Raw genomic sequence first — 21,922 nt, 5'->3', positions numbered from 1 at the left:
AACTCCAGCCCCCTCCGCACGCCCCACGGCCGTATAATCGCAGCGGCCATGCGTACCCTGATCCGCGACGGGACCATCGTGAATGCCGACGGACGCCAGGAGGCCGATCTGCTGGTGGTCGATGAGGCCATCCGCGAGATCGGCCCCGGGTTGCGCGGGCCCGCCGACCGCGTCATCGAGGCCTCGGGCCGGCTGGTGCTGCCCGGCGCCGTCGACGTTCACACGCACCTCGATTTGCCGCTCGGCGCCATCCGCACGGCCGACGATTTCGAGAGCGGGACGATCGCGGCCGCCTGCGGCGGGACGACGACCATCATCGACTACGCGACGCAGGAGAAGGGTGGATCGCTGCGCGAGGCGCTGGACACATGGATGGCGCGCGCCACAGGGCGCGCGGTCGTCGATTTCGGCTTCCACATGTGCATCTCGGATCTCCGGCCCGAGGTGGAAGCGGAGATGGGCGGGATCGTCGCCGATGGCGTCCCGTCGTTCAAGCTGTTCATGGCCTACCCGGGCCGCCTGATGCTGGACGATGGGCAGATCTTCCGGGTGCTGCGGAGCACGGCGGCACTCGGCGGCCTGGTGTGCGTGCACGCGGAAAACGGGGCAGTCATCGACGTGCTGGTGCGCGAGGCGCTCGCGGCGGGCCACACCGGCCCGCGCTTCCACGCGAGCACGCGGCCGCCCATTCTCGAGGCCGAGGCCGTGCACCGCGCCATCGCGCTGGCCGAAGCGGCAGCCGCACCCGTCTACATCGTGCACCTCTCGACGTCGGGCGCGCTCGAGGAAGTTGCCGCGGCGCGCCGCCGCGGACGGCCGGTGTACGCGGAAACGTGCCCACAGTATCTCGTCCTGTCGGAGGACGCGTACGATGCCCGGGGCTTCGATGGGGCGAAGTACGTCATGAGTCCACCGCTGCGACCGGCCGCCATGCAGGCGTCGCTGTGGCGCGGCCTTGCGGTCGGCGACCTTCAGGTGGTCGCCACGGACCACTGCCCCTTCCGGCTGAGCGACAAGGCCGGCGGCCGCCACGACTTCTCGAAGATCCCGAACGGCGCGCCGGGCATCGAACCTCGCCTGAACCTGATTTATGATGGCGGCGTGGCAGCGGGACGTCTTTCGGTCGAGCGGTTCGTGGACGTCACGGCGACCGCACCCGCCAGGTTGTTCGGTCTCTCTCCGCGAAAGGGTGCGCTCGCCCCGGACGCCGACGCGGATATCGTCCTGTTCGACCCGGCCGGAACGACGGCCATCTCCGCCTCGACGCACCATATGCGCGTGGACTACAACCCGTACGAAGGCCGGCTGACGCGGGGCGCGATCGAGATGGTGCTGTCGCGCGGCGAGGTGATCGTGGAGCGCGGACAGTTCGTCGGCCGCGCGGGCCGAGGGCGGTTCGTGCGGCGGGAACCGATGTCGATGTAGGGCGGCGGAGGCAGCGAGTGGGAAATCACTCCCGGAGCGTCATGCACGTGGTCGGCCGCAGTGTCCCGCGCCGCGATGGTCTCGACAAGGTGACCGGCGCCGCGAAATACGTCGACGACCTGAACTTCCCGGGGATGATCTACGGCCGTACCGTGCGGTCCACCATCCCGTGCGGGCGTGTGGCGTCGGTTTGCCACAACTTCGACCACGCCGGCTTCACGATCGTCGATCACCGGGATATCCCGGGGCGGAATCTCGTCGCGCTGATCGTCGAGGATCAGCCGTGTCTGGTCGAACGCGACGTGCGGCACTTTGCCGAACCGATCGTCCTGCTGGCGCACGCGGACCGCGAGATCCTCCAGGCTGCCGAGGTGGCCATCGAATACGAGCCCGCTGATCCGGTGCTCGATCCCCTCCTGTCGCCGACGACCTTCAAGGCGATCGCGATCAACAAGGGCGACATCGACGCCGGCTTCGCGCGGGCGGACGTCATCGTCGAGGGCGAGTACCGCGTCGGGCACCAGGAGCACGCCTACATCGAGCCGAACGGGGTGATTGCCGTGCCGGAGAACGGCGGGGTGACGCTCTACGGCTCGTTGCAGTGCCCCTACTACGTGCAGAAGGCGCTCCACGTCGTCCTCGCGCTGCCAGCCGAGAAACTGCGCGTCGTGCAGGCCGAGACCGGCGGAGGCTTTGGCGGCAAGGAAGAATATCCGTCGATCATCGCCGCTCACGCCTGCCTGCTGGCGCTGAAGTCCGGCAGGCCGGTGAAGATCGTGTACGACCGTGCAGAGGACATGGTCGCGACCACCAAGCGCCACCCGGCCATCGTCCGCTACAAGAGCGGCGTCATGAAGGACGGACGCCTCACCGCCATCGACGTGGATGTCGTCCTCGACGCCGGCGCGTACGTGACGCTCAGCCCGGTGGTGTTGTCGCGCGGCGTCATCCACGCGTCGGGCCCGTATCGCTGTGACAATGTCCGCGTGAACGGGCGCATCGTCATGACGAACACGCCGCCGAACGGGGCATTCCGTGGCTTCGGGGCGCCGCAGACACAGTTCGCCGCCGAAGTGCAGATGGAGCGCATCGCCGAGACGCTTGGTCTCGATCCGGTGAAACTGCGCGAAGTGAACGCCTTGCGGGCGGGCGACACGACGGCGACCGGCCAGGTGCTGGGCAAGGACACGAGCGCGCTGGCGGTGCTGCGCGAAGCGGTGAAGCGGACCGACTTCAAGCGGCGGCGGCGCGAGTTAGGTGGGACGAACCGCGGACTCGGCCTTGCGCTGTTCTTCCACGGTGCCGGGTTCACCGGAGCAGGCGAAGTGCGGCTCGCGTCGAAGGCCTCCCTCGAGCTGACCGAGCGGGGTGCGCGAGTGCTGGTCGCGAGCGCGGAGATCGGGCAGGGTGCGCGCACGGTGCACGCGCAGATCGTCGCCGATACGCTGGGGCTGCCGTACGACGCGGTGGAGGTGGCTCGTGCCGACACGGCGCACGTGCCGGACAGCGGACCGACCGTCGCGTCGCGGACATCGATGGTCGTCGGCGGACTGCTGCAGCGCTGCGCCGAGGAGATGAAGGAGAAACTCGGACACCTGACGCCGCTCGAGTATCTCCGCCGCCATGGTCCGCTCGTCGTGACGAGGCAATACGAGGCGCCATCCGCGGCCGCCTTCGACGAAGAGACGTATCGCGGCGACGCGTACGGCACGTATGCGTGGGCGTGCGACGTCGCCGAAGTCGAGTTCGATCCGGTGACCTACGAGATCCGCCCGGTGCACTTCACGGCGGTCCAGGAGATCGGCCGGGCACTGAACCCCACGTTGCTCGCGGGGCAGATCGAGGGCGGCAGCGCGCAAGGCATGGGCTACGCGCTCCTCGAAGAGGTCGTGATGCGCGACGGGCGAATGGCGAACGCGCAACTGACCAACTACATGGTGCCGACGACGATCGATACGCCGCGAATCGACGTGGTGATCGTCGAGAACCCGTATCGGCACGGCCCGTTCGGCGCGAAGGGGGTTGGCGAACTACCCTTCGACGGGGCTCCACCGGCGATTGCGAACGCCGTGCGACATCTGGGATTCGACGTGCGCTCGCTGCCGTTGACACCGGAACGGATCATGGACGCAAGCGCGACCGACCGGGCGGACACTGAGTGGCACGGGCGTCTCGCCCGTGCAAAGCGTGGGCACTGAGGCGCGGCGCCAGGGAAGGGTTGTCCGGGAGGATATCGTGCGATTCGTGCTGAACGGAAGACACCTCGACGTGCGGGCGCACCCGATGAGGCGGCTGCTCGATGTGTTGCGGGAGGACTGCGGCCTCACGGGCACGAAGGAGGGCTGCGGCGAGGGCGAGTGCGGCGCCTGCACGGTCCTGCTCGACGGCGTCGCGGTCAACGCGTGCCTCGTGCCGTTCGGCCAGGTGCGCGGCCGGACGGTACTGACCATCGAGGGGCTCGACGGACGGCATCCCCTCCAGGACGCATTCGTCGTCGAGGGCGGCACGCAGTGCGGCATCTGCACGCCGGGCATGATCATGGCGGCGGCGGCGCTGCCGCCGAACGCCTCGCTCGAGGACGTCCGTATCGGACTCGCGGGCAACATCTGCCGGTGCACCGGATACACCGGCATCTACAGGGCGATCGAGGCGGGACGGAAGAAGGGCGGAAAGGCGGCCAGGCGGCCTGCCCGGAGCGAGTCGAAGGGGAAGGCGTAGCGATGCATCCCGCCATCTCTTCGCTCGAGCTCGTCGAGCCGCGGTCGCTGAAACACGCGCTCGAGGTGATGCGTGACGGTCAGCCGATCGTGCCGCTCGCGGGGTGCACCGACGTCTACGTCCTCCTCAATGCCGGGACGCGACCCGGCACCCGTTTCCTGAACCTGTGGGGACTCGACGCGCTTCGTGGGATCACCGTCAACGGCACGGTGCTCTCGATCGGCGCGCTCACGACCTTCAGCGATCTCATCCGCTCGCCGCTCGTGCGCCGACGGCTCCCGTCGCTCGTCGCAGCCGCTCGCGAAGTCGGCGCCGTGCAGATCCAGAACCGGGGCACGATCGGCGGCAACATCGCCAACGCCTCACCCGCCGGCGACACCCTGCCCGTGCTCGCCGCGGTCGATGCCGTGCTCGTGCTGCGGAGCGCGTCCGGCGTCCGACGCGTGCCGTTCCACGAGTTCTACACCGGATATCGCGCGAGCGTGAGGCGCCCGGACGAACTCATCGCAGCGGTCGAAGTCGCGCCCGTCGCCGGGCGGCAGTACTTCCGAAAGGTCGGGACGCGCGCCGCGCAGGCGATCTCCAAGGTCGTCATCGCCGCCGTGCGTGCGCCGAAGCCGCGCATCGCCTTCGGCAGCGTTGCGCCAACCGTCGTCCGCGTACCGCAGACTGAGGACATTCTCGCCTCCGGGGGATCGCTCGACGAGGCGACAGCCGCGCTGCTGACCGAGATCCATCCAATCGACGACATCCGATCGACCGCGGCGTACCGCCGCCGCGTCGCGTGCAATCTCCTGCGCGCCTTCTGGAACGAAACCGCATGACCCCACAGTCGCAACGCCAAACGCCCGCGGCCAGCCGCCAACCGCAGGCTCCTGTGACCACCTACCGGGCTCACATCCTGACGCCGGTCGGCGAGTCGGGCTGGGCGGACTGGAACGACGGCCGTCTCGATGTGCAGGACGGCTTGATCCTGCACGCCGGACCGTGGAAGCGGCCCAGCAAGGCGGCACCACGCCACTGCACCGATCTCCGGCCGCACATCGTCTTTCCCGGCCTCGTCGACACGCACGCGCACGTTCCGCAGCTCCCTGTCTGCGGCGTCCACCCCGAGAGCCTGCTCGAGTGGCTGCGCAAGTGGACGTTCCCCCTCGAGCGCCGGTTCCGCGGCGAGCGCGCGCGTATCCTGTCCCGGAACTTCATGCACGAGATGCTCGTGCAGGGCACGACGACCGCCGCGCTCTACACGTCGGCGTGGCCCGACTCGGTGGAGGCCTGCTTCGATGCCGCAGAGGAGGTGGGCATCCACGCGTGGATCGGCCCGCCGCTCATGGACGAAGGCGCGTACCGGAGCGTGACGACAAAGCGCGTGCTCGACGAGGCGTACGCACTCGCGCAGCTCGATCGTCCCAGGCTCCGGTTTGCGGTTACGCCGCGCTTTGCGCTGTCCTGCACCCGGGAACTCCTCGAGGGGTGCGGCACGCTGGCGCGCGAGAAGCAGTTGCCGATTCAGACCCACCTTTCCGAGCAGCAGCCCGAGTGCCAGGCGGTGCGCGAGCGGTTCGGGGAGGAGTACCTCGAGGTGTACGAGAACGCGGGGCTCGTCACGCCGCGCAGCCTCTTCGCGCACGCCATCTGGCTGACCGCCCGCGAGTGGCAGCACCTCGCGCCATGCGCGATCGCCCACTGTCCGACCTCGAACGTGTTCCTCGGCAGCGGCGTCATGAACTGGCAGCGCGCACAGGTGGCGCGCGTCGGTCTCGGGTCGGACGTCGGTGCCGGTCCGGACCTCTCGGTCTTCCGGGTCGCACGCATGTCATGGACCGTCCACCTCCTCGATGGCCACGCACCCAGCCCGGCAGAACTTCTGCGCACGGCCACGGTTGGCGGCGCGAAGGCCCTCGGATTCGACGATGTCGGGAGCCTGGAGAAAGGGAAGGCGGCGGATTTCATCGTGCTCGACGCGCGGCACATCGTGCCCGCTGGCGCCCCGACGACCGAGTCGACCGACGATCTGCTATCGCGCATCCTGCACCGGGCTGGCCGCTCGGCTGTCCGCCAGGTCTACGTCTCCGGCCTCCTGCGGCACCAACGCGCATAGTTGGACAAGAGGGGGACAACCGATGTCGAACCAGGAAGACGTCCGCACGTGCTCGAGCGTCGAGAGCCTGAGGCGAGCCGTCATCGAGCACCTCTTCTACCTGCAGGGACGCCATCCACGCACGGCGTCACTGAACGACCTGTACCTGGCGGCTGCCTACGCTGTGCGCGACCGACTGTTCCGGCGCGGCGTCGACACGGTCGACGAACTGGTCCGTGAGTCGCGAGTCCGAGGCGTGGCCTATCTCTCCGCGGAATTCCTCATGGGGCCCCAACTCGGCGCGAACCTGGTGAATCTCGGCATCTACGATGCGATGCGTGAGGCCATGGCCGGCATCGGCGTCGACCTCGACGCAGTCCTGGACCAGGAGGAGGAGCCGGGGCTTGGCAACGGCGGACTCGGGCGCCTCGCGGCGTGCTACATGGACTCGCTCGCCACGCTCGAAGTCCCCGCCATCGGCTACGGTATCCGCTACGAGTTCGGCATCTTCGACCAGGAAATCCGCGATGGATGGCAGGTGGAGGTGGCGGACAAGTGGCTCCGCTGGGGCAACCCGTGGGAGATCGCACGACCCGAACTGACGCTGGAGGTGAAGTTCGGCGGAACAACGGAGGGCTATCTGGACGCGGAAGGCCGGTTCCGCGTGCGATGGATCCCCGGAGAGATCGTGCGGGCCGTGCCGCACGACACGCCCGTCCTCGGCTACCGCGTCGGCCACTGCAACACGCTGCGCCTGTGGCGTGCGGAAGCGATCGAGTCGTTCGACTTCGCCGAGTTCAACATCGGCCACTACGCGCACGCCGTCGACGACAAGGTGAAGTCCGAGACGATCAGCAAGGTCCTCTACCCGAACGACGAGCCGGTGCAGGGCAAGGCGCTGCGGCTGCAGCAGCAGTATTTCTTCGTCTCGGCGTCGGTGCAGGACATGATGCGGATGCACCTGCGCTTCGGCGGCCGGCCCGAGACGTTCCACCAGCACTGGACCCTTCAGCTGAACGACACGCACCCGGCAGTGGCTGTGGCCGAACTCATGCGGCTCCTGCTCGACGATCACGGCCTGAGCTGGGAGTCCGCGTGGGCCGCCACGGTGAGCGCGACCGGCTACACGAACCACACGCTGTTGCCCGAGGCGCTCGAGACGTGGCCGCTGGATCTCTTCGGTCGCCTGCTCCCGCGGCACCTCGAAATCATCTTCGAAATCAACCGGCGCCTGCTGGACGAGGTCCGGCGACGGTATCCGGGCGACGAGGCGCGCGTCGCGAGGATGTCGCTCGTCGACGAGCACGGCGGCCGGGCCGTGCGCATGGCCTACCTCGCGTGCGTCGGCAGCCACGCCATCAACGGCGTCGCCGCTCTCCACACCGAACTCCTGATGCGAGAAGTCCTGCCCGACTGGGTGGGGATGTTCCCGGAGCGGTTCTGCAACGTGACCAACGGGGTCACCCCCCGCCGCTTTCTCGCGCTCAGCAATCCCGCACTGGCCTCGCTCATCACCAGCCGGATCGGCGATCGCTGGATCCGTCACCTGGAGGATCTCCGCCGGCTCGAAGACCACCAGGACGACCCCGGCTTCCGCGATCTCTGGCGAGAGGCCAAGCTCGCCAACAAGCGGCGTCTGGCCGGGCTGATCGAGAAGCGGACCGGCGTCGTGGTCGATCCGACGTCGCTGTTCGACATCCAGGTGAAACGGATCCACGAGTACAAGCGGCAGCACCTGAACGTCCTGCACATCCTCACGCTGTACCGGCGCCTGAAGGAGAACCCAGGCCTCGACATCGTACCGCGCACGTTCGTGTTCGCCGGCAAGGCGGCGCCGGCATATCGGATGGCGAAGCTGATCATCAAGCTGATCACCTCCGTCGCCGACCTCGTCAACCAGGACCCGGACGTCCGCGGCCGCTTGAAGGTCGTGTTCTTTCCGGACTTCAACGTGAAGAACGCGCAGCCCATCTACCCGGCCGCCGATCTGTCGGAGCAGATCTCCACGGCGGGCAAGGAGGCGAGCGGCACGGGGAACATGAAGTTCTCGCTGAACGGGGCGCTGACGATCGGCACGCTGGACGGCGCGAACGTCGAGATCCGCGAGCAGGTGGGCGCGGATCATTTCTTCCTCTTCGGGCTCACCGCGCAACAGGTGGAGGCCACGTGGGCCCATGGTTACCAGCCGCGGACCATCTACGAGCAGAATGCCGCCCTTCGCGGCGCGATCGATCTGATCGGATCGGGCGCGCTGTCGCACGGAGACACGGAGCTGTTCCGCCCGATCGTCGACAACCTGCTGTGGACCGACTCGTTCCTGCTGCTGGCGGACTACCAGCCCTACGTCGATTGCCAGGATTCGGTCAGCGCTCGATGGCGGACCCAGGACGTCTGGACGCGTCACTCGATCATCAACGTCGCCCGCATGGGCGAGTTCTCGTCCGATCGGTCGGTCCGCGAGTACTGCGAGCGGGTCTGGCAGATCGAGCCCGGCACGACCGATTGAGCCGGGGCGCCGTCCGGCGCGCATACAATGGTCCAGTCTGTTCTCGTGTCGGCGAAGGCACTCTTTCCAAGGAGCTGCAAGACCATGTTTCTGAGCCGCCGTCAGTTCCTCGCGTCGTCGTCGTTGGCCGCTGCGGCCACTACCCTCGACTGGCGGGCGTTCGTCGCCGCCTCGCCTCAGGCCGCGCAGGCGCGGCCACAGACCGCGTTTGCCACGGTCCGCGGTTCCGTGGGCTACTTCACCGGCCAGGGTGGAACGATCGGCTGGCACCTGGACAAGAAGAGCATCGTCGTCATCGATTCGCAGTTCCCCGCGACCGCGACGATCTGCCTCCAGGGTCTCAACGAACGATCCGGCTCGCGGCCGGTCGACTTTCTCGTCAACACGCACCATCACGGCGATCACACCGCGGGCAATGTCGTGTTCAAGCCGGTGGCGAAGAAGATCCTCGCGCAGGTCAATGAACCGAGGCTGCAGCTCGAAGCCGCGGACCGTGCCGCGAAGAGCGCACAGGCGGGCGCGCCGCCGCAGCCCGAACAGGTGGTGGCCAATGTGACGTTCGAGAAGACGTGGCGCGAGAGCGTCGGCGACGAGTTCATGGCGCTGAAGCATTACGGTCCCGCGCACACCGGCGGCGACGGCGTGGTCACGTTCGAGAAGGCCAACGTCGTCCACATGGGCGACCTGGTGTTCAACCGCCGGCACCCGTACATCGACAAGCCGGCTGGCGCGTCGATCGCCAACTGGGTCAAGGCACTCGAAGCGACCGTCGCCGACCATGGGAAGGACACGATCTACGTCTTCGGGCACGCGGGGCCGAAGTACGACGTCACAGGCGGCAGCGCCGATCTCCTCTACCAGCGCGACTACCTGATCGCGCTGCTGGAGTTCGTGCGGGGCGAGCGGAAGAGCGGCAAGCCGCGTGACGCGATCGTCAAGATCACCGATCCACTGAAGGGATTCCCCGACCACGGCCCTCTCATCGAGCGCGTCCTCGGCGCGGCCTACGACGAACTGGCTGGTTAGCGCGGCGGCGGCCTGGCTTTTGCGACGGGCAGGGGGTCGGCAGGCGCCGGCCCCGTGGCCCGTTGGAGCACTGATGACTCGGAACCGCGTGTGTCCACTCGTGCTGACGGCAGTACTGGTCGCGGCCGCCTGCGGCACGGCCGAGCGAGCGCTGCCCTCGAAGACCGCATCGGCCGGAGCCCGTCCGTCGATCTTGCTCGTCACGCTCGACACCACCCGTGCGGACTCGATCGGGCCCGAGGCCGTTGGCATTCAGACGCCAGCGTTCACGGCCCTGGCCGCGCGTGGATTGCGCTTCCGTCAGGCGTATGCCACCGTGCCCGAGACGCTGCCGTCGCACACGTCGATGATGACCGGCCTCTACCCGGCCGGCCATGGCGTCCACGAGAACGCCCGGCCGCTGGCCCCCGACCAACCGGTCGTCGCAGAGGGGCTGCGCCGGGCCGGCTATCGCACCGCGGCGTTCGTCTCGTCGTTCACGCTGGCCCGACGGTTCGGCCTCGCCCGCGGCTTCGACACGTACGACGATGTGCTGCCGGCCGGGCAGGCGGAACGGCCGTCGCGGGACACGACCGAGGCGGCGATCGCGCTGCTGAATCAGGGCGGCCCGCAACCGCTCTTCCTCTGGGTCCACTACTTCGACCCGCACGCTCCGTACACGCCGCCCGAGCCGTTCAAGACCCGCTTCGCGGCCAAGCCGTACCTCGGCGAAGTCGCGGCCATGGACGAGCAACTCGGCCGCCTCGCGGCGGCCTTCGAGCAGCGAGCACGCGGGCCGATCGCGATGGTGGTCGTCGGCGATCACGGCGAAGGTCTCGGCGACCACGGCGAACTCCAGCATGGGAACCTGCTCTACCAGTCCACGATGCACGTGCCGCTGGTGATCCTCGGTCCCGGCGTGACGCCCGGCACGAGCGATACGGCCGTCAGCACGCGGCGCGTCTTCCACACGCTCCTCGACTGGGCCGGCGTGGAGGCCACGAGCAGCCTGCGGACGCTGGATCGCGAGGTGGTGTTGGGTGAGGCGATGAAGCCGTTCCTCGAATTCGGCTGGCAGCCGCAGGTCATGACGGTGGACGGACGGCACAAGTCGATCCTCGCTGGACGCGTCGAGATCTACGACGTCGCCGCCGACCCGGCCGAGGCGCGCGACCTTGCCGATGACCCAGCCGTCCGCTCGCGCGTACCAGCGGCGCTGCGCGATTACCCGGTGCCGTCACCGGCGGTGGCCCGCGCGGCCGATACGCTCGACGACAATGCGCGTCGATCGCTCGCGAGTCTCGGTTACGTGAGCGCGACGGCGACGCCCGAGGTGAGGAGGGACGCGCCGCGTCCCGCCGACAGGACCGGGCTGTTCGAGGTGATCGAGAAGGCGTCGGGCCTGTTCGTGGCAGGGGAGTACGCGAAGGCCATCCCGCTGCTCGAGAGGATCCTCGCAGCGGACCGCTTCAACCTCGACGCGGCGCTTCGGTTGGCGACGGCGCACTCCTCGCTCGGCCACGAGCGACAGGCGATCGCGATGTTCAGGCGGGCGGCTGAGATCTCACCGACGTCACCCGACGTACGCACCTACCTCGCGCTGTACTACGCGCGCGGCAGGCAGTGGGAGCAGGCGGTACCGCTGCTCGAACGGATCGTGGCGGACACGCCGGACCGACTGCCGGCGCTCGAGGCGCTCGCCAGTCTTCGCGAACGGCAGGGGCGGATGGAGGAGGCGATCGCGCTGCGGCAGAAGGTGTATGCGCTGCGCACGCCATCGGGGGCGGAACTCGGTGAACTCGGTGAACTCGAGATGGGCGTGGGTCAGACCTCGGCGGCCATCGAGGCGTTCGAGCAAGCGCGCACACTGGACCCGGGCCGCTTCGACCGTGATCTGGAACTGGGCCTGCTGTACGTCGCGGCGCGCCGATTCCCGGCAGCCCGCGATGCGCTCGATCGCGTGCCGGCGTCACATCCCGAGTACCCGATGGCGCTGTTCAAGCGTGCGCAGGTGAGCGTGCTGCTGAACGAGCCCGACCGTGCCGCGCGTATCGATCGCGCCCGCCAGCATGCCGACGCCACGACCCGCCCGCTCATCGCGACAGAGCGCCTCTTCCAGCAGTAGCGCAGGCCAATGAAAAGGGGCCGGCCCGGTGCCGACCCCTTCTGCGCGATGCCGTGTCAGAGCCCATGACCTGGAGCCCAGGGCCTGGAGCCGATCAAAACTGGAACCGTGCCGCGATCTGCAGGCGCCGTGGGTCGAACCACGAGCGTGGCTGGCCGAAAAGCGCGCTGTGCACGCTCGGCTGGTAGTTGTACCCCGTCTGCTTGTTGAACACGTTGAACAAATCCAACGCGACCTGGAGCTTGTACCGCTGGGTGAACTTGATGTCCTGCGTGTAGTTCAGATCGAGCTGGTAGTGCGTCGGCGTACGTCGCGCGCCGGCAGATTCCGCGAACCGTGACGTGTCGCTCGTGTTCGTCGTCAGCGTGATATACGGCTCGTAGCTCCACGCTTCCCACGGCTGGCCGGACTGCAGGATGCCGTAGGCGCCCACGCTGGCGTTCCAGTTCAGCTGGTAGTAGCCGTACAGCTTCAGCATGAAGGGGCGATCACCGCGCAGGGTGCCGTCTTTGAAGTTCCACAACTGACGCCCCGCGCCGTCCCCGATGAACGACGACCCGATGAAGATGTTCGCGTCGTTGCCCGCCGTCGTGTTGTCCTGGTCGAAGTTGCCGCGGTACCGGCTCCACGTATAGGACGCGCGGACGAACGATTTCCGTGTCCGCCACTCGGCTTCGGCGGTTGCCTCCCAGAAGTTCGTGTAGGCGCCATCGAGTTCCGCGATGACGTAGCTCGACCCGCTCCCGATCTGGCCCAGCCGGGCGGTCAGGTCGGAAATGTAGAGTTGCTGCGGGATACCGGCGGGCGGGCTGAAGGCCACCCGGGCGTTGTTGTTCGTGTCCTCCCAGAAGTGCGTGGCCTCGCGGTGCCGGACATAGACACGCGCCGTCAGGTTCGGCGAGAACTGCTTGGCCGTCCCGATGAGGAACTCGTCCGTCGTTCGAGGCGTCATGTCCTGGACGAAGAGTTTGCCCGAGGACCCTGCCACGGGCGAGTTTCCGTAGAGAACGCCGTTCGCGTCGAAGTACGCGTTGATCGTCGTCGCCAGGTTCCTGGCCCAGGAGGCGGCACGCGGTAGCGAGCTGGCCGCCGGAACGTACCGTGCGTAGCTGGCGTAGACCGTGTCACGGCCGTTGTACGCCCAGGTCGCCCCGAGGCGGGGCTGAAGCGTCTTGCTGAACGGAACCTGGTACATCTGGTACTGGTTGCCGGCCGCGGAGACGAAACCCGACAGCGCCGTCGAATCCTCCCTCAAGCCCTGGCCGTAGAGTGTGTCCCGGCTCATGACGAGACCCGCATTGAACGACCAGTTCTTCCAGGTGATCGAATCGTTGAACTCGAGGTTGAGTTCCTTGTACACGGAGTGGATGGTCGGCGCGAGGCCGATCGTCTGCTGCTGGAATGCGGCGACGTAGTAGGCGGGGATGCCGTTGACCCCGATGCTGGCTGTGCGGCCACCGGGCACAGTGATGGAACCCCATCCGTTCGTGCTGCGGAACAGGTCTTCCGAGTCGCTCGACCACTGCAGGCCGGCGTGGAGGTCCTGACGAACCGCGCTGCCGAGCGTGAAGTTGTAGCCGATTTGGCCCGCGTCCCTGAAGAAATTGTCCTCGTCGAACAGGGTGCCGTACCCCACCGCGCCGCCGCCCGTCTGCACGCCGTTCGACGCATACCCGTAACGGGCGATGAGCGGCTGGATGAACGTGTTGAAGGCCGTCGCCCCCGCCACCGGCGTCGGCACCGAGAGCAGCCCGATCGTGTCCAGATTGGCCGTGTCCAGCCTCGCTCCCGGCGTGGTGCTGATGGTCACGTTCGCCACGTGGTCCGGACGGCTCCGGTTCGGGTTCTCGTAGTGCGTGTACTTGAAGGACACGAAACTACGCGCGTTGATGATCCACGACCCCTCGGCGGTGCCGATCTTCTGCCACGCCTCGCTGCCCGCACCCGTCGTCGCCGACGCATTCGACGCGAAGGTGTCTCCCGTGTCGAGGCGGTGCGATTGGCGCCAGGTGAGGTTGAGCAGGACGGAACCGACTGGCGAAATCGTCAGCTTGCCGAAACCCTCGTTGCGGGTGCTCTCGTAGTTCGGCAGGTTGCCGTACAGATTCGCCTGGTTCTGGCGCGTGCGCGTCGGCCTGTAGTACGACGCGTAGAAATACATCTTGTTCGGGATGACCGGACCGCCGCCGTTGATCGTGAGCCAGGCCCGATCCTGGTCGTACTTCGAGAGGCTGCCGTTCTGGAGGCCCGCGGCCATGCCGTTGCTCTGCAACTGGTAGCTGACCTGGCCGGCGAACTTGCTCGTGCCGGACTTGCTGACCGAGTCCACGGTGAACCCGCCCGAGCGATCGAAGTCCACCGCCTTGGCGCCGCCCTTGATGGTGGTCACCTGTGCGATGTCATGCGATGCGGGTTCGGCCGCCAGCGTGCCGAACAGCGGCATCGTCACGTTGACGCCGTCGAACTTGTAGACGTTGTCCTGGCCGCTGCCGCCGGCGCTCGGTCCCCGTGTCGTGTCCTGTGAATACTGGACGCCGGGGATCAGCTTGATGAGGTCGCGGTACTCCTGGCCGACCGGGAGCGACTGAATCGCCTCGGACGAGACGCCGCTCTTGATGGCGGTCGAGTCCTTCTCGATGGCCGGCACGATCGCGGCGGTGACGGTCACCGTCTCGGTGACGCCCTGGACACTCATCGTGACATCGAGAACCGTGTCCTGCTGCAACTGCACGAGCAACTGCTTGGTGACCTTGTTCATGCCCTGGAGCTCGAACGTCACCGTGTAGCTGCCAGGCTGAAGCGCCGGGAGGCGATACTCGCCGGTCCCGCCGCTGACCGTGACGCGGGGCGCCGGCAACGATTCCGACCGCGCTTCGATGGTAACGCCTGGAATCACCAGGCCGTCCGTCCCCACGATCTTCCCGCTGATCGTGCCGGTCTGCTGCGCTGACGACACGGCGGGGGCAATCGCAAGGCACAACACCGCCCAGAGGGCTGCCTTCCGAATCATGGTTCCTCCATCCTCGCTGGAGTCGAGACACGTCGGCGACGCCGCGGACAGCGCCACCGCCCACACACATGGGAGAATGGTGGATCGTACTGCCACGAGCGCGAGGCGTCAACCAGCCCGAAGATTCCCCGGTGCATCTTCGCGCGCTCTGAACGATAATCAGAAGGCCTTGTCTGGACAGTATGGAGGAGAGACCCATCATGAAACCCTGGCGGCGGCTGGCGCTCACGGCCGCGTGCATTCTGACCGTGGGTGCCGGCATCGGAACGGCGCAGACCGTGATTGTGCGGCACGCGCCGCCGGGGTCGGCGGTCGAGATCGGACTCAATGCGAAACGGGTCGCCACGGGAACGGTGGACGCCTCGGGCAACGCCACCTTGTCCGCGGACATGTCCGCCCACCTCGGCAAGAAGGAAACGGACGCGCGGATCTACGTGGACGTGTGCGCGAACCTGGAGCGCGTCTGGCTCGTCGAAGGCGGCGTGGACGCCCCGGCGCGCGCCGACGGCTGCGAGCGCCGCGAGGTCTCCGGCGTGTTCGTCGTGCGGCCGGTCACCACGCTGCTCGTCGATGTGGCGGCAGGCAGGCCGGCGTTGTGGCTGCGGCAAGGGCCTGTGCCCAAGGAGTGGCTCGGCGACGAGCAGCCGGGTTCGTCGGGAAGTGCCAGGGCCTGGAGAAAGGCCCCCACTCGCCTTGTGCTCTTCGGCGGCGGCGGTGGCGCGAGGTACAGCGATACCGGCGACGTGATGTGCGGCACGGCGTCGAAGTGTACCGCCAACGACATGAAGGGGACCTACGCGGCCGGAGGAGACTACTGGTTCAACCAGTACGTGGCCGTGGGCGCCAGTTACCTCAGACCGGGCAAGTTGACGGCCGACGGAAGCGGGGGCACCTACAGCTTCAACGGTTCGCTCGATGTCCAGTTGTTGACGATTGCCGGAAAGGTCGGCGTGCCGGTCGGGCCGGTGAGGATCTACGGCATCGGCGGCGCCAACTACCACCGCGGGACGTTCTCGACGACCGAGACGATCAACCCCGTGACGGTCACCGTCGATGGCGTCGATCAGACCTTCCCCGGCGGGACGCAGGCGTTCGTGTTCCGAACCGCGGGCTGGGGCTGGTTGTTCGGCGGTGGCTTCGAAGGGTGGCTGACGCGCACGGTGGCCGTCTACGCCGAGGGTGGGCGCGCGGAAGTCAAGGGCGGTCCGCGCACGGGGGGAGAAGGAGAACTCAACGAACGCCTGACCTTCCTGGCGGCCGGCGTCAAGCTCCATCTCGGGCGCAAGTAGGCTACTGCTGCACTTCGACCAGCTCGATTTCGAACAGCAGCGTTGTAAAGGGCGGAATCAACCCGTTCCGCGTCGAGCCGTACGCGAGCGAGGGCGGGATGACCAGGCGGCGCAATCCGCCAACCTTCATGCCCGGTAAACCCTGCTCCCAGCCGGAAATCACTTGTCCGCCGCCGAGCGTGAAGGTGAACGGCGTGCCTCCGGTCGTCGAGTCGAACTGCACGCCCTTCTGATCGGTCGCCGACGCGTCGTAGAACCAGCCGGTATACTTCACCGTGATGACCTTGCCGACGGTCGCGTCGGTTCCACCACCCACGCGCAGGTCGGTCGAGTTGAACGCCGCGTAGTTGGTCGGGGCGGTCACCGAGTCGCCGCAGCCGGCCGTCACCACGACGGCGGCCAGCACGACGAACAAGAGGGTCGGACGCAACTTACGCACGAGCATCACGGGCGCTCCAGGAAGAAGGGCAGGCAGTGCCCACGATTATGGCACCAAATGACCGCCGCGCGACAGACCCCGTGGACTTCTTCAGCCTGATCGAGTCGCGCTACAGCGTGCGCGGCTACTCGGACCGTCCCGTCGAGGTCGACAAGCTGCAGCAGGTGCTGCGCGCCGCACAACTGGCACCGACCGCCGCCAACCGGCAGCCGTTCCGCCTCGTCGTGCTCGACACGCGCCGGCACGAGGCCGAGCTGGGCCGTCTCTATCCACAACCATGGTTCACTGAGGCTCCGCTCGTCGTCGGGATCTGCAGCGTCCCGGGCGAAGCCTGGATCCGCCGCGACGGCAAGAACTACGCGGACGTCGATGCGACGATCGCCATGGACCACCTGATCCTCGCAGCCGCCGCGCTCGGCCTCGGCACCTGTTGGGTGGCGGCGTTCGATCCGAAGGTGGCTCGCGATCTGCTGCACCTGCCCGACGGCGTCGAACCGCTCGCCTTCACCCCGCTCGGCTACCCGACCGACAAGCCGGGGGAGAAGCCCAGAAAGCCGCTGGCCGACCTGATGCTCTCGCGCGGCTGAGTGCTCCGAGTCGCACGAAATCCCGCCTCCATGGTGGGCCGAATGCGCGCCACCGGTGTCCAATCCGTCCAGAGTCGATCAGGAAGGAGCCGATTTCGCCATGCTCGAGGCCCGCCATCTCACCAAGCGGTACGCCGGCGTGCCGGCGGTCAAGGACGTCAGCTTCCGCGTCGAGCCGGGTGAGGTTCTCGGCTACCTCGGGCCGAACGGCTCGGGAAAGTCCACCACCGTCAACATGATGATTGGGCTGGTCGAACCGACGAGCGGCGAGGTGTTCTTCGAAGGCCGGGACATCCAGGAGGACCTCGTCGGCTTCAGGCGACGGGTCGGATACGTGCCAGAGGAGCCGAACCTCTATCCGTTCCTGTCGGGCCGGGAGTACCTGCAGCTCGTGGGCCGTCTGCGCCGGCTCGGCGCAGCCACGATCGAGCGGCGGATCGACGGCCTCCTGCGCCTGCTCGGTCTGGACCACGACGGCGATCAATCGCTTGGCTCGTACTCCAAGGGCATGCGGCAGAAGATCCTGATCTCAGCTGCGCTCATCCACGACCCCGACGTCCTCATCTTCGACGAGCCGTTGTCGGGTCTCGATGTGACCGCCGCTCTGGTCTTCAAGCATCTGGTGCGGACCTTGGCCGACCGCGGCAAGACGATCCTCTACAGCTCACATGTTCTCGAGGTGGTCGAGAAGCTCTGCTCGCGCGTCGTCGTGCTGACACGCGGGCAGGTCGTGGCCGACGATTCCGTCGAGCGCCTGCGCGAGCTGATGTCGCGCGGGACGCTCGAGGAAGTGTTTGCCGAGCTCGTTTTCAGGGAAGATCCCGAACGCGTGGCGCGCGAGATTGCCGACACCGTCCGCGCTTAGCAGGAGGCCGCATGGCCGGCGAGATCGGTGAGGTACGACTGCTCCGACGGATCTTCTTCCGGCGGTTCTTCGACAACGACCTCGTCGCCCCGAACGGCGGCGGCGAGGAGAAGATCGGCTTCGTGTACGCCGCGCTCGCCGTGCCGGGCCTGCTGGCTGCGGCGCCGCTCCTGCTGAAATACATGAACGCGTGGATCACGCCGGGACAGCGCCTCCTCATCGCGCTCGACGACAAGCTGACGTGCGTCTCGATCTCGATGATCGTCATGGGCATCGCGACGCTCGTCGAATGGGATGCCCTCGTGCTCGATGCGCGCGATGTCGCGGTCGTCGGTCCACTGCCGATCAGTCGGCGCACGCTGCTCGTCGCGAAGATGCAGGCGCTCGGCCTGTTCGTGATGACATTCGCGGTCGCGGTCAACGCGATCCCAAGCGTGCTGTACCCGGCCATCCTGCTCGGCACTTTGCAGGTGGGTCTCGGATGTGGTGTCTGGCTGATGGTCACACACGCCGGCGTCTCCCTGGCGGCCGGCGCCTTCGGGTTCTTCGTGGTCCTGGCATGCCGGGAGACCCTGGCATTCTTCACCAGCGCGCGAGCATTCCGGCGCCTCTCGGTGATCGTCCAGTCGGCGCTCGTGCTGCTGTTCGTCACCGCGCTGCTGCTCGTACCCGCCCGTCCCAGCGTGCCGACGTCCCTCCTTCCGACGGGTGGACGCGGGGTATCTCTCAGCCCGCCGATGTGGTTTCTTGGGTTGTACGAAACCCTGACCAGCCGGATGATTCTCGATTCGCCCGGAGTGGTGGCTCCCAACGGACGACAGCGATGGAGCCCGGAGGCCGCGGAGCACTATCGTCGCGCCTATCTGGCGCACATGCCCACGTTCGAGCGGCTGGCTGCGACGGCCGCGAGCGGCCTGGGCCTCGTCATGCTCGTGGCGGTCGGCGGCTATGCGTTCGAAACCCGACGGCTCGCCCGCCGCTTGCCGGAGCCGCGGTCGGTCCTTCCGCGCCCGGTGGTCGCCGCGGTGACCGCTCTGCTGTCGCGGACGATCCTCCGAGATCCGCTCTCGGGCGCGACGTTCTTCTTCACGTTGCAGACGCTCGTTCGCGGCGCAGGGCAGCGCATGTACCTGGCGGGTGGAGCGGCCGTAGCCCTTGCCACGCTGATCGTTTTCGTGCCCGCGAGCGATCTTCACACGCTGCTCGGTCCCCCGGTCGCGCCCTCGGCAGCGTTGCTGACCGTGCAGCTGATCCTCGTCTGTGCTGCGGTCGGGACGGTGCGGTTCGTCTCCGTCGTGCCCGCCGACCTGCGCGCCAACTGGGTGTTTCAGACCACCTGGATGCGTGATCCTGGAGCCTCCTTCGCCGGTGTCCGCCGCGCGGCGTGGGTCGTGGGCGTCGTCCCGGTCGTGGCGCTCGTGCCGGTGCACGCGCTGGTCTGGGGAGGTCACTTGGCGGCCGTGCACCTGCTGTTTGGCGTGGTGGCCGCCGCTCTCGTCGTCGAGTGGGCGTTCCTGAATCTCAGATCATTACCCTTCACCTGCGCGGGAGACTCCGGGCGCTCGCGGTCATCCGCCTGGCATGCCGGGCTGACTGCCTTCCTGGCCGCCGTCCCGTTGGGTTGGCTGGAGCACTGGGCGATGGAATCGCCCGACCGCGCAGGAATCGTGGCAGGGGTGCTCGGCCTCGGCGTGATCGGGCTGGCGTTCGTCAGGACGCGGAGCATGCGAAGATGGTGCGACGTCGTGTTCGAGGAACCGTTCGAACCGGCCACACAACGGCTGGGAGTCAGCAGCGTGGACTGAGGTAGTAGTCAGAGGTCCGCGCCAACAGGCCAAAGCCATGAAGATCGAAAACGTTCCGTTCACCACCGTTGACTGGAGCACCGTTCCCGCGACGACACACCCTGGCGAAAAGGGTGCGGCGTACTGGCACACGCTCGAGATTGGGAACATCCGCGTGCGGATGGTCGAGTACTCGGCCGGATACGTGGCCGACCACTGGTGCGAGCGCGGCCACGTCCTTCTCGTGCTCGAGGGAGAACTCCACACCGACCTGAAGAACGGCGAGACGCACCTGCTGAAGCCGGGCCAGAGCTACCAGGTCGCCGACGGTGCGGCGCCGCACCGCTCCCGCACCGCAACCGGCGCCAGGCTGTTCATCGTCGATTGACGCAGTTGCCTCGGCGCCATCACCTGCCCGCCCGCTCGGCGCGCACCTCGTGGCCGCGCGACGGCCCTGACGCTCAGCGAGGGCGAACGGCGGCCCCCGAGCCTCGGGGTGCTGCGGCCTACTCCGGGATCTGGCGCAGTCGGCTGTGTCGATACCCGTACAGGAAGTACAGCACCAACCCGAACGCCAGCCAGATCACGAACCGCCACCACGTCCGTGCCGGCAGCTCCATCATCAGCATGGTGCAGCTCACCACCGACAGCAGCGGGACCAGCGGCACCAGCGGGGTGCGGAACGGCCGCGGCCGCTTGGGATCCGAGTAGCGCAGGATGAGGATCCCGATCGACACCAGCACGAACGCGAACAGCGTGCCGATGTTCGTCAGCTCCACGACCTCGTTGATGTTCGTGAAGCACGAGAACGACGCCACCGCGACACCCGTGAGGATCGTGGTGACGTGCGGCGTCTTGTACTTCGGATGGATCTTCGCCGCCCACTGCGGGAGGAGCCCGTCGCGCGCCATCGAGAAGAAGATCCGGGGCTGGCCGAGCTGGAACACCATCAACACCGACGTGCACGCGAAGATCGCGCCGAGCGAGATGACCCCGGCGGCCCAGTTCATCCCCTGCGCCGAGAACGCCGTCGCCAAGGGTTGTGCGGTGCCGAGTTGGTTCCAGGGCAGGAGGCCGGTGAGCACGACAGCCACCGCGATGTAGATGACCGTGCAGATGATGAGGCTGGCGATCATGCCGATGGGCATGTCGCGCTGCGGGTTGCGTGTCTCCTCCGCCGCCGTGGACACCGCGTCGAAGCCGATGTAGGCGAAGAAGATGATCGCCGCAGCACCCCAGATTCCCTTGAATCCGTTCGGCGCGAACGGCGTCCAGTTCGCCGGCTTCACGTAGAAGAACCCGACGACACAGAAGAACCCGATGATCAGCACGTTCAGGACCGTCGTCGCGGTCGTCACCCATGCGCTCTCCTTGATGCCTTTCACGAGCACCCACGTGATCAGCATGACAATGAGGAACGCCGGGAAGTTGAAGACGATCGGGACGCCGAACAGCCGCGGCGCGTCGGTCAGGGCCTGCGCCGCGAGCGTTATCGCGGGTCCCAGGCTGGTCGGGTCGGAGCCCTTCGCGACGACCGCCGCGATGTCCCGCGTCGCCATCGCCGCCGAGCGGTAGTCGGTGCCGAGCCACGCCGGGAAACCAACGCCCATGTTGCGGAGCAGTTCCTGGAAATACCCCGACCAGGAGATCGCGACCGCGACGTTGCCGACCGCGTACTCGATGATGAGATCCCAACCGATGATCCAGGCGATCAGTTCCCCAAGTGTCGCGTACGCGTAGGTGTAGGCCGATCCGGCGATCGGCACCATCGCGGCGAACTCGGCGTAGCAGAGCGCCGCGAAGCCGCACGCGATGGCCGTCAGCACGAACGAGAGGATGATCGCGGGCCCGGCGCCGACGTGCGATCCGCCGCCCGCCGCCGCCGTCCCAATCGTCGAGAAGATCCCCGCGCCGATGATCGCGCCAACGCCGAGCACCGTGAGCTGGAACGGGCCGAGCGCGCGTTTGAGCGAGGACCCACGCTCGGCTTCGCCGATCATCAGGTCCAGTGATTTCACGCGGAACAACTGAGACAAGGAGTCCTCCGGGTGGGGTGCGCTGTGCATCATCCCCGGAATCGACTGGAGCG

At 67.5% G+C, this 21,922-nt stretch carries 16 protein-coding genes; 13 read left to right on the top strand and 3 right to left on the bottom strand.

The genetic code is table 11. From position 1 onward, the window contains the following. Positions 1–48: 48 nt before the first annotated feature. The 8 genes from hydA (at position 49) to VGK32_15645 (ending at position 11,859) form a co-directional block, all read left to right on the top strand. Positions 49–1,425, top strand: a complete 1,377-nt coding sequence (gene hydA / locus VGK32_15680) for a dihydropyrimidinase (GenBank protein HEY3383211.1) — start codon at positions 49–51, stop codon at positions 1,423–1,425. 17 nt (positions 1,426–1,442) lie between these two features. After that, positions 1,443–3,623 carry a xanthine dehydrogenase family protein molybdopterin-binding subunit gene (locus VGK32_15675; GenBank protein ID HEY3383210.1) on the top strand — a complete coding sequence of 727 codons (2,181 nt, stop codon included), beginning with the start codon at positions 1,443–1,445 and terminating at the stop codon, positions 3,621–3,623. Between the two features lie 37 nt (positions 3,624–3,660). Next, positions 3,661–4,143 (top strand): (2Fe-2S)-binding protein, encoded by a 483-nt coding sequence (locus tag VGK32_15670; protein HEY3383209.1) that lies wholly within the window; start codon positions 3,661–3,663, stop codon positions 4,141–4,143. A 2-nt stretch (positions 4,144–4,145) separates the two neighbouring features. Next, positions 4,146–4,967, top strand: coding sequence for a xanthine dehydrogenase family protein subunit M (locus tag VGK32_15665; protein ID HEY3383208.1), 822 nt, complete (start codon positions 4,146–4,148; stop codon positions 4,965–4,967). Beyond that, positions 4,964–6,244, top strand: coding sequence for an amidohydrolase family protein (locus tag VGK32_15660; protein HEY3383207.1), 1,281 nt, complete (start codon positions 4,964–4,966; stop codon positions 6,242–6,244). Before VGK32_15665 ends, VGK32_15660 begins: the two co-directional genes overlap by 4 nt. Before the next feature lie 22 nt (positions 6,245–6,266). Continuing rightward, entirely contained in the window at positions 6,267–8,729 is a 2,463-nt protein-coding gene (locus VGK32_15655; protein ID HEY3383206.1) for a glycogen/starch/alpha-glucan phosphorylase, read from the top strand. Positions 8,730–8,813: 84 nt separating this feature from the next. Continuing rightward, complete coding sequence (locus VGK32_15650) at positions 8,814–9,755, top strand: MBL fold metallo-hydrolase (GenBank protein ID HEY3383205.1); 942 nt, start codon at positions 8,814–8,816, stop codon at positions 9,753–9,755. 73 nt (positions 9,756–9,828) lie between these two features. Continuing rightward, a complete protein-coding gene (locus tag VGK32_15645) occupies positions 9,829–11,859 on the top strand; it encodes a sulfatase-like hydrolase/transferase (GenBank protein HEY3383204.1) in 2,031 nt (676 codons plus the stop codon). Between the two features lie 94 nt (positions 11,860–11,953). Here the strand turns inward: VGK32_15645 and VGK32_15640 are convergent, their stop codons facing one another. Next, positions 11,954–14,869 carry a carboxypeptidase regulatory-like domain-containing protein gene (locus VGK32_15640; GenBank protein HEY3383203.1) on the bottom strand — a complete coding sequence of 972 codons (2,916 nt, stop codon included), beginning with the start codon at positions 14,867–14,869 and terminating at the stop codon, positions 11,954–11,956. Positions 14,870–15,069: 200 nt separating this feature from the next. On the opposite strand from VGK32_15640, the gene VGK32_15635 reads away from it, so the two are divergent. Next, on the top strand, positions 15,070–16,158 hold the full coding sequence (locus VGK32_15635) for a hypothetical protein (protein ID HEY3383202.1): 1,089 nt from the start codon (positions 15,070–15,072) through the stop codon (positions 16,156–16,158). A 1-nt stretch (position 16,159) separates the two neighbouring features. Here the strand turns inward: VGK32_15635 and VGK32_15630 are convergent, their stop codons facing one another. Further along, entirely contained in the window at positions 16,160–16,603 is a 444-nt protein-coding gene (locus VGK32_15630) for an FKBP-type peptidyl-prolyl cis-trans isomerase (protein ID HEY3383201.1), read from the bottom strand. A 41-nt stretch (positions 16,604–16,644) separates the two neighbouring features. Here VGK32_15630 and VGK32_15625 point away from each other — a divergent pair, with 41 nt between their 5' ends. The 4 genes from VGK32_15625 to VGK32_15610 are packed head-to-tail and all read left to right on the top strand — an operon-like array spanning position 16,645 to position 20,221. After that, positions 16,645–17,184: a nitroreductase family protein gene (locus VGK32_15625; GenBank protein ID HEY3383200.1), complete on the top strand. Its 540-nt coding sequence runs from the start codon at positions 16,645–16,647 to the stop codon at positions 17,182–17,184. A gap of 55 nt (positions 17,185–17,239) precedes the next feature. Further along, positions 17,240–18,049, top strand: a complete 810-nt coding sequence (locus VGK32_15620) for an ABC transporter ATP-binding protein (protein ID HEY3383199.1) — start codon at positions 17,240–17,242, stop codon at positions 18,047–18,049. An 11-nt stretch (positions 18,050–18,060) separates the two neighbouring features. After that, complete coding sequence (locus VGK32_15615) at positions 18,061–19,854, top strand: hypothetical protein (GenBank protein HEY3383198.1); 1,794 nt, start codon at positions 18,061–18,063, stop codon at positions 19,852–19,854. Between the two features lie 37 nt (positions 19,855–19,891). Next, complete coding sequence (locus VGK32_15610; protein ID HEY3383197.1) at positions 19,892–20,221, top strand: DHCW motif cupin fold protein; 330 nt, start codon at positions 19,892–19,894, stop codon at positions 20,219–20,221. A 118-nt stretch (positions 20,222–20,339) separates the two neighbouring features. On the opposite strand, the gene VGK32_15605 is transcribed toward VGK32_15610, so the two are convergent. Beyond that, on the bottom strand, positions 20,340–21,869 hold the full coding sequence (locus tag VGK32_15605; protein ID HEY3383196.1) for an amino acid permease: 1,530 nt from the start codon (positions 21,867–21,869) through the stop codon (positions 20,340–20,342). Positions 21,870–21,922 lie beyond the last annotated feature (53 nt).

Source organism: Vicinamibacterales bacterium, from assembly GCA_036504215.1.
GTDB lineage: Bacteria > Acidobacteriota > Vicinamibacteria > Vicinamibacterales > Fen-181 > FEN-299.
Note: the sequence above shows the minus strand (reverse complement) of the source record. Positions and strands in the feature narration are given on the sequence as shown.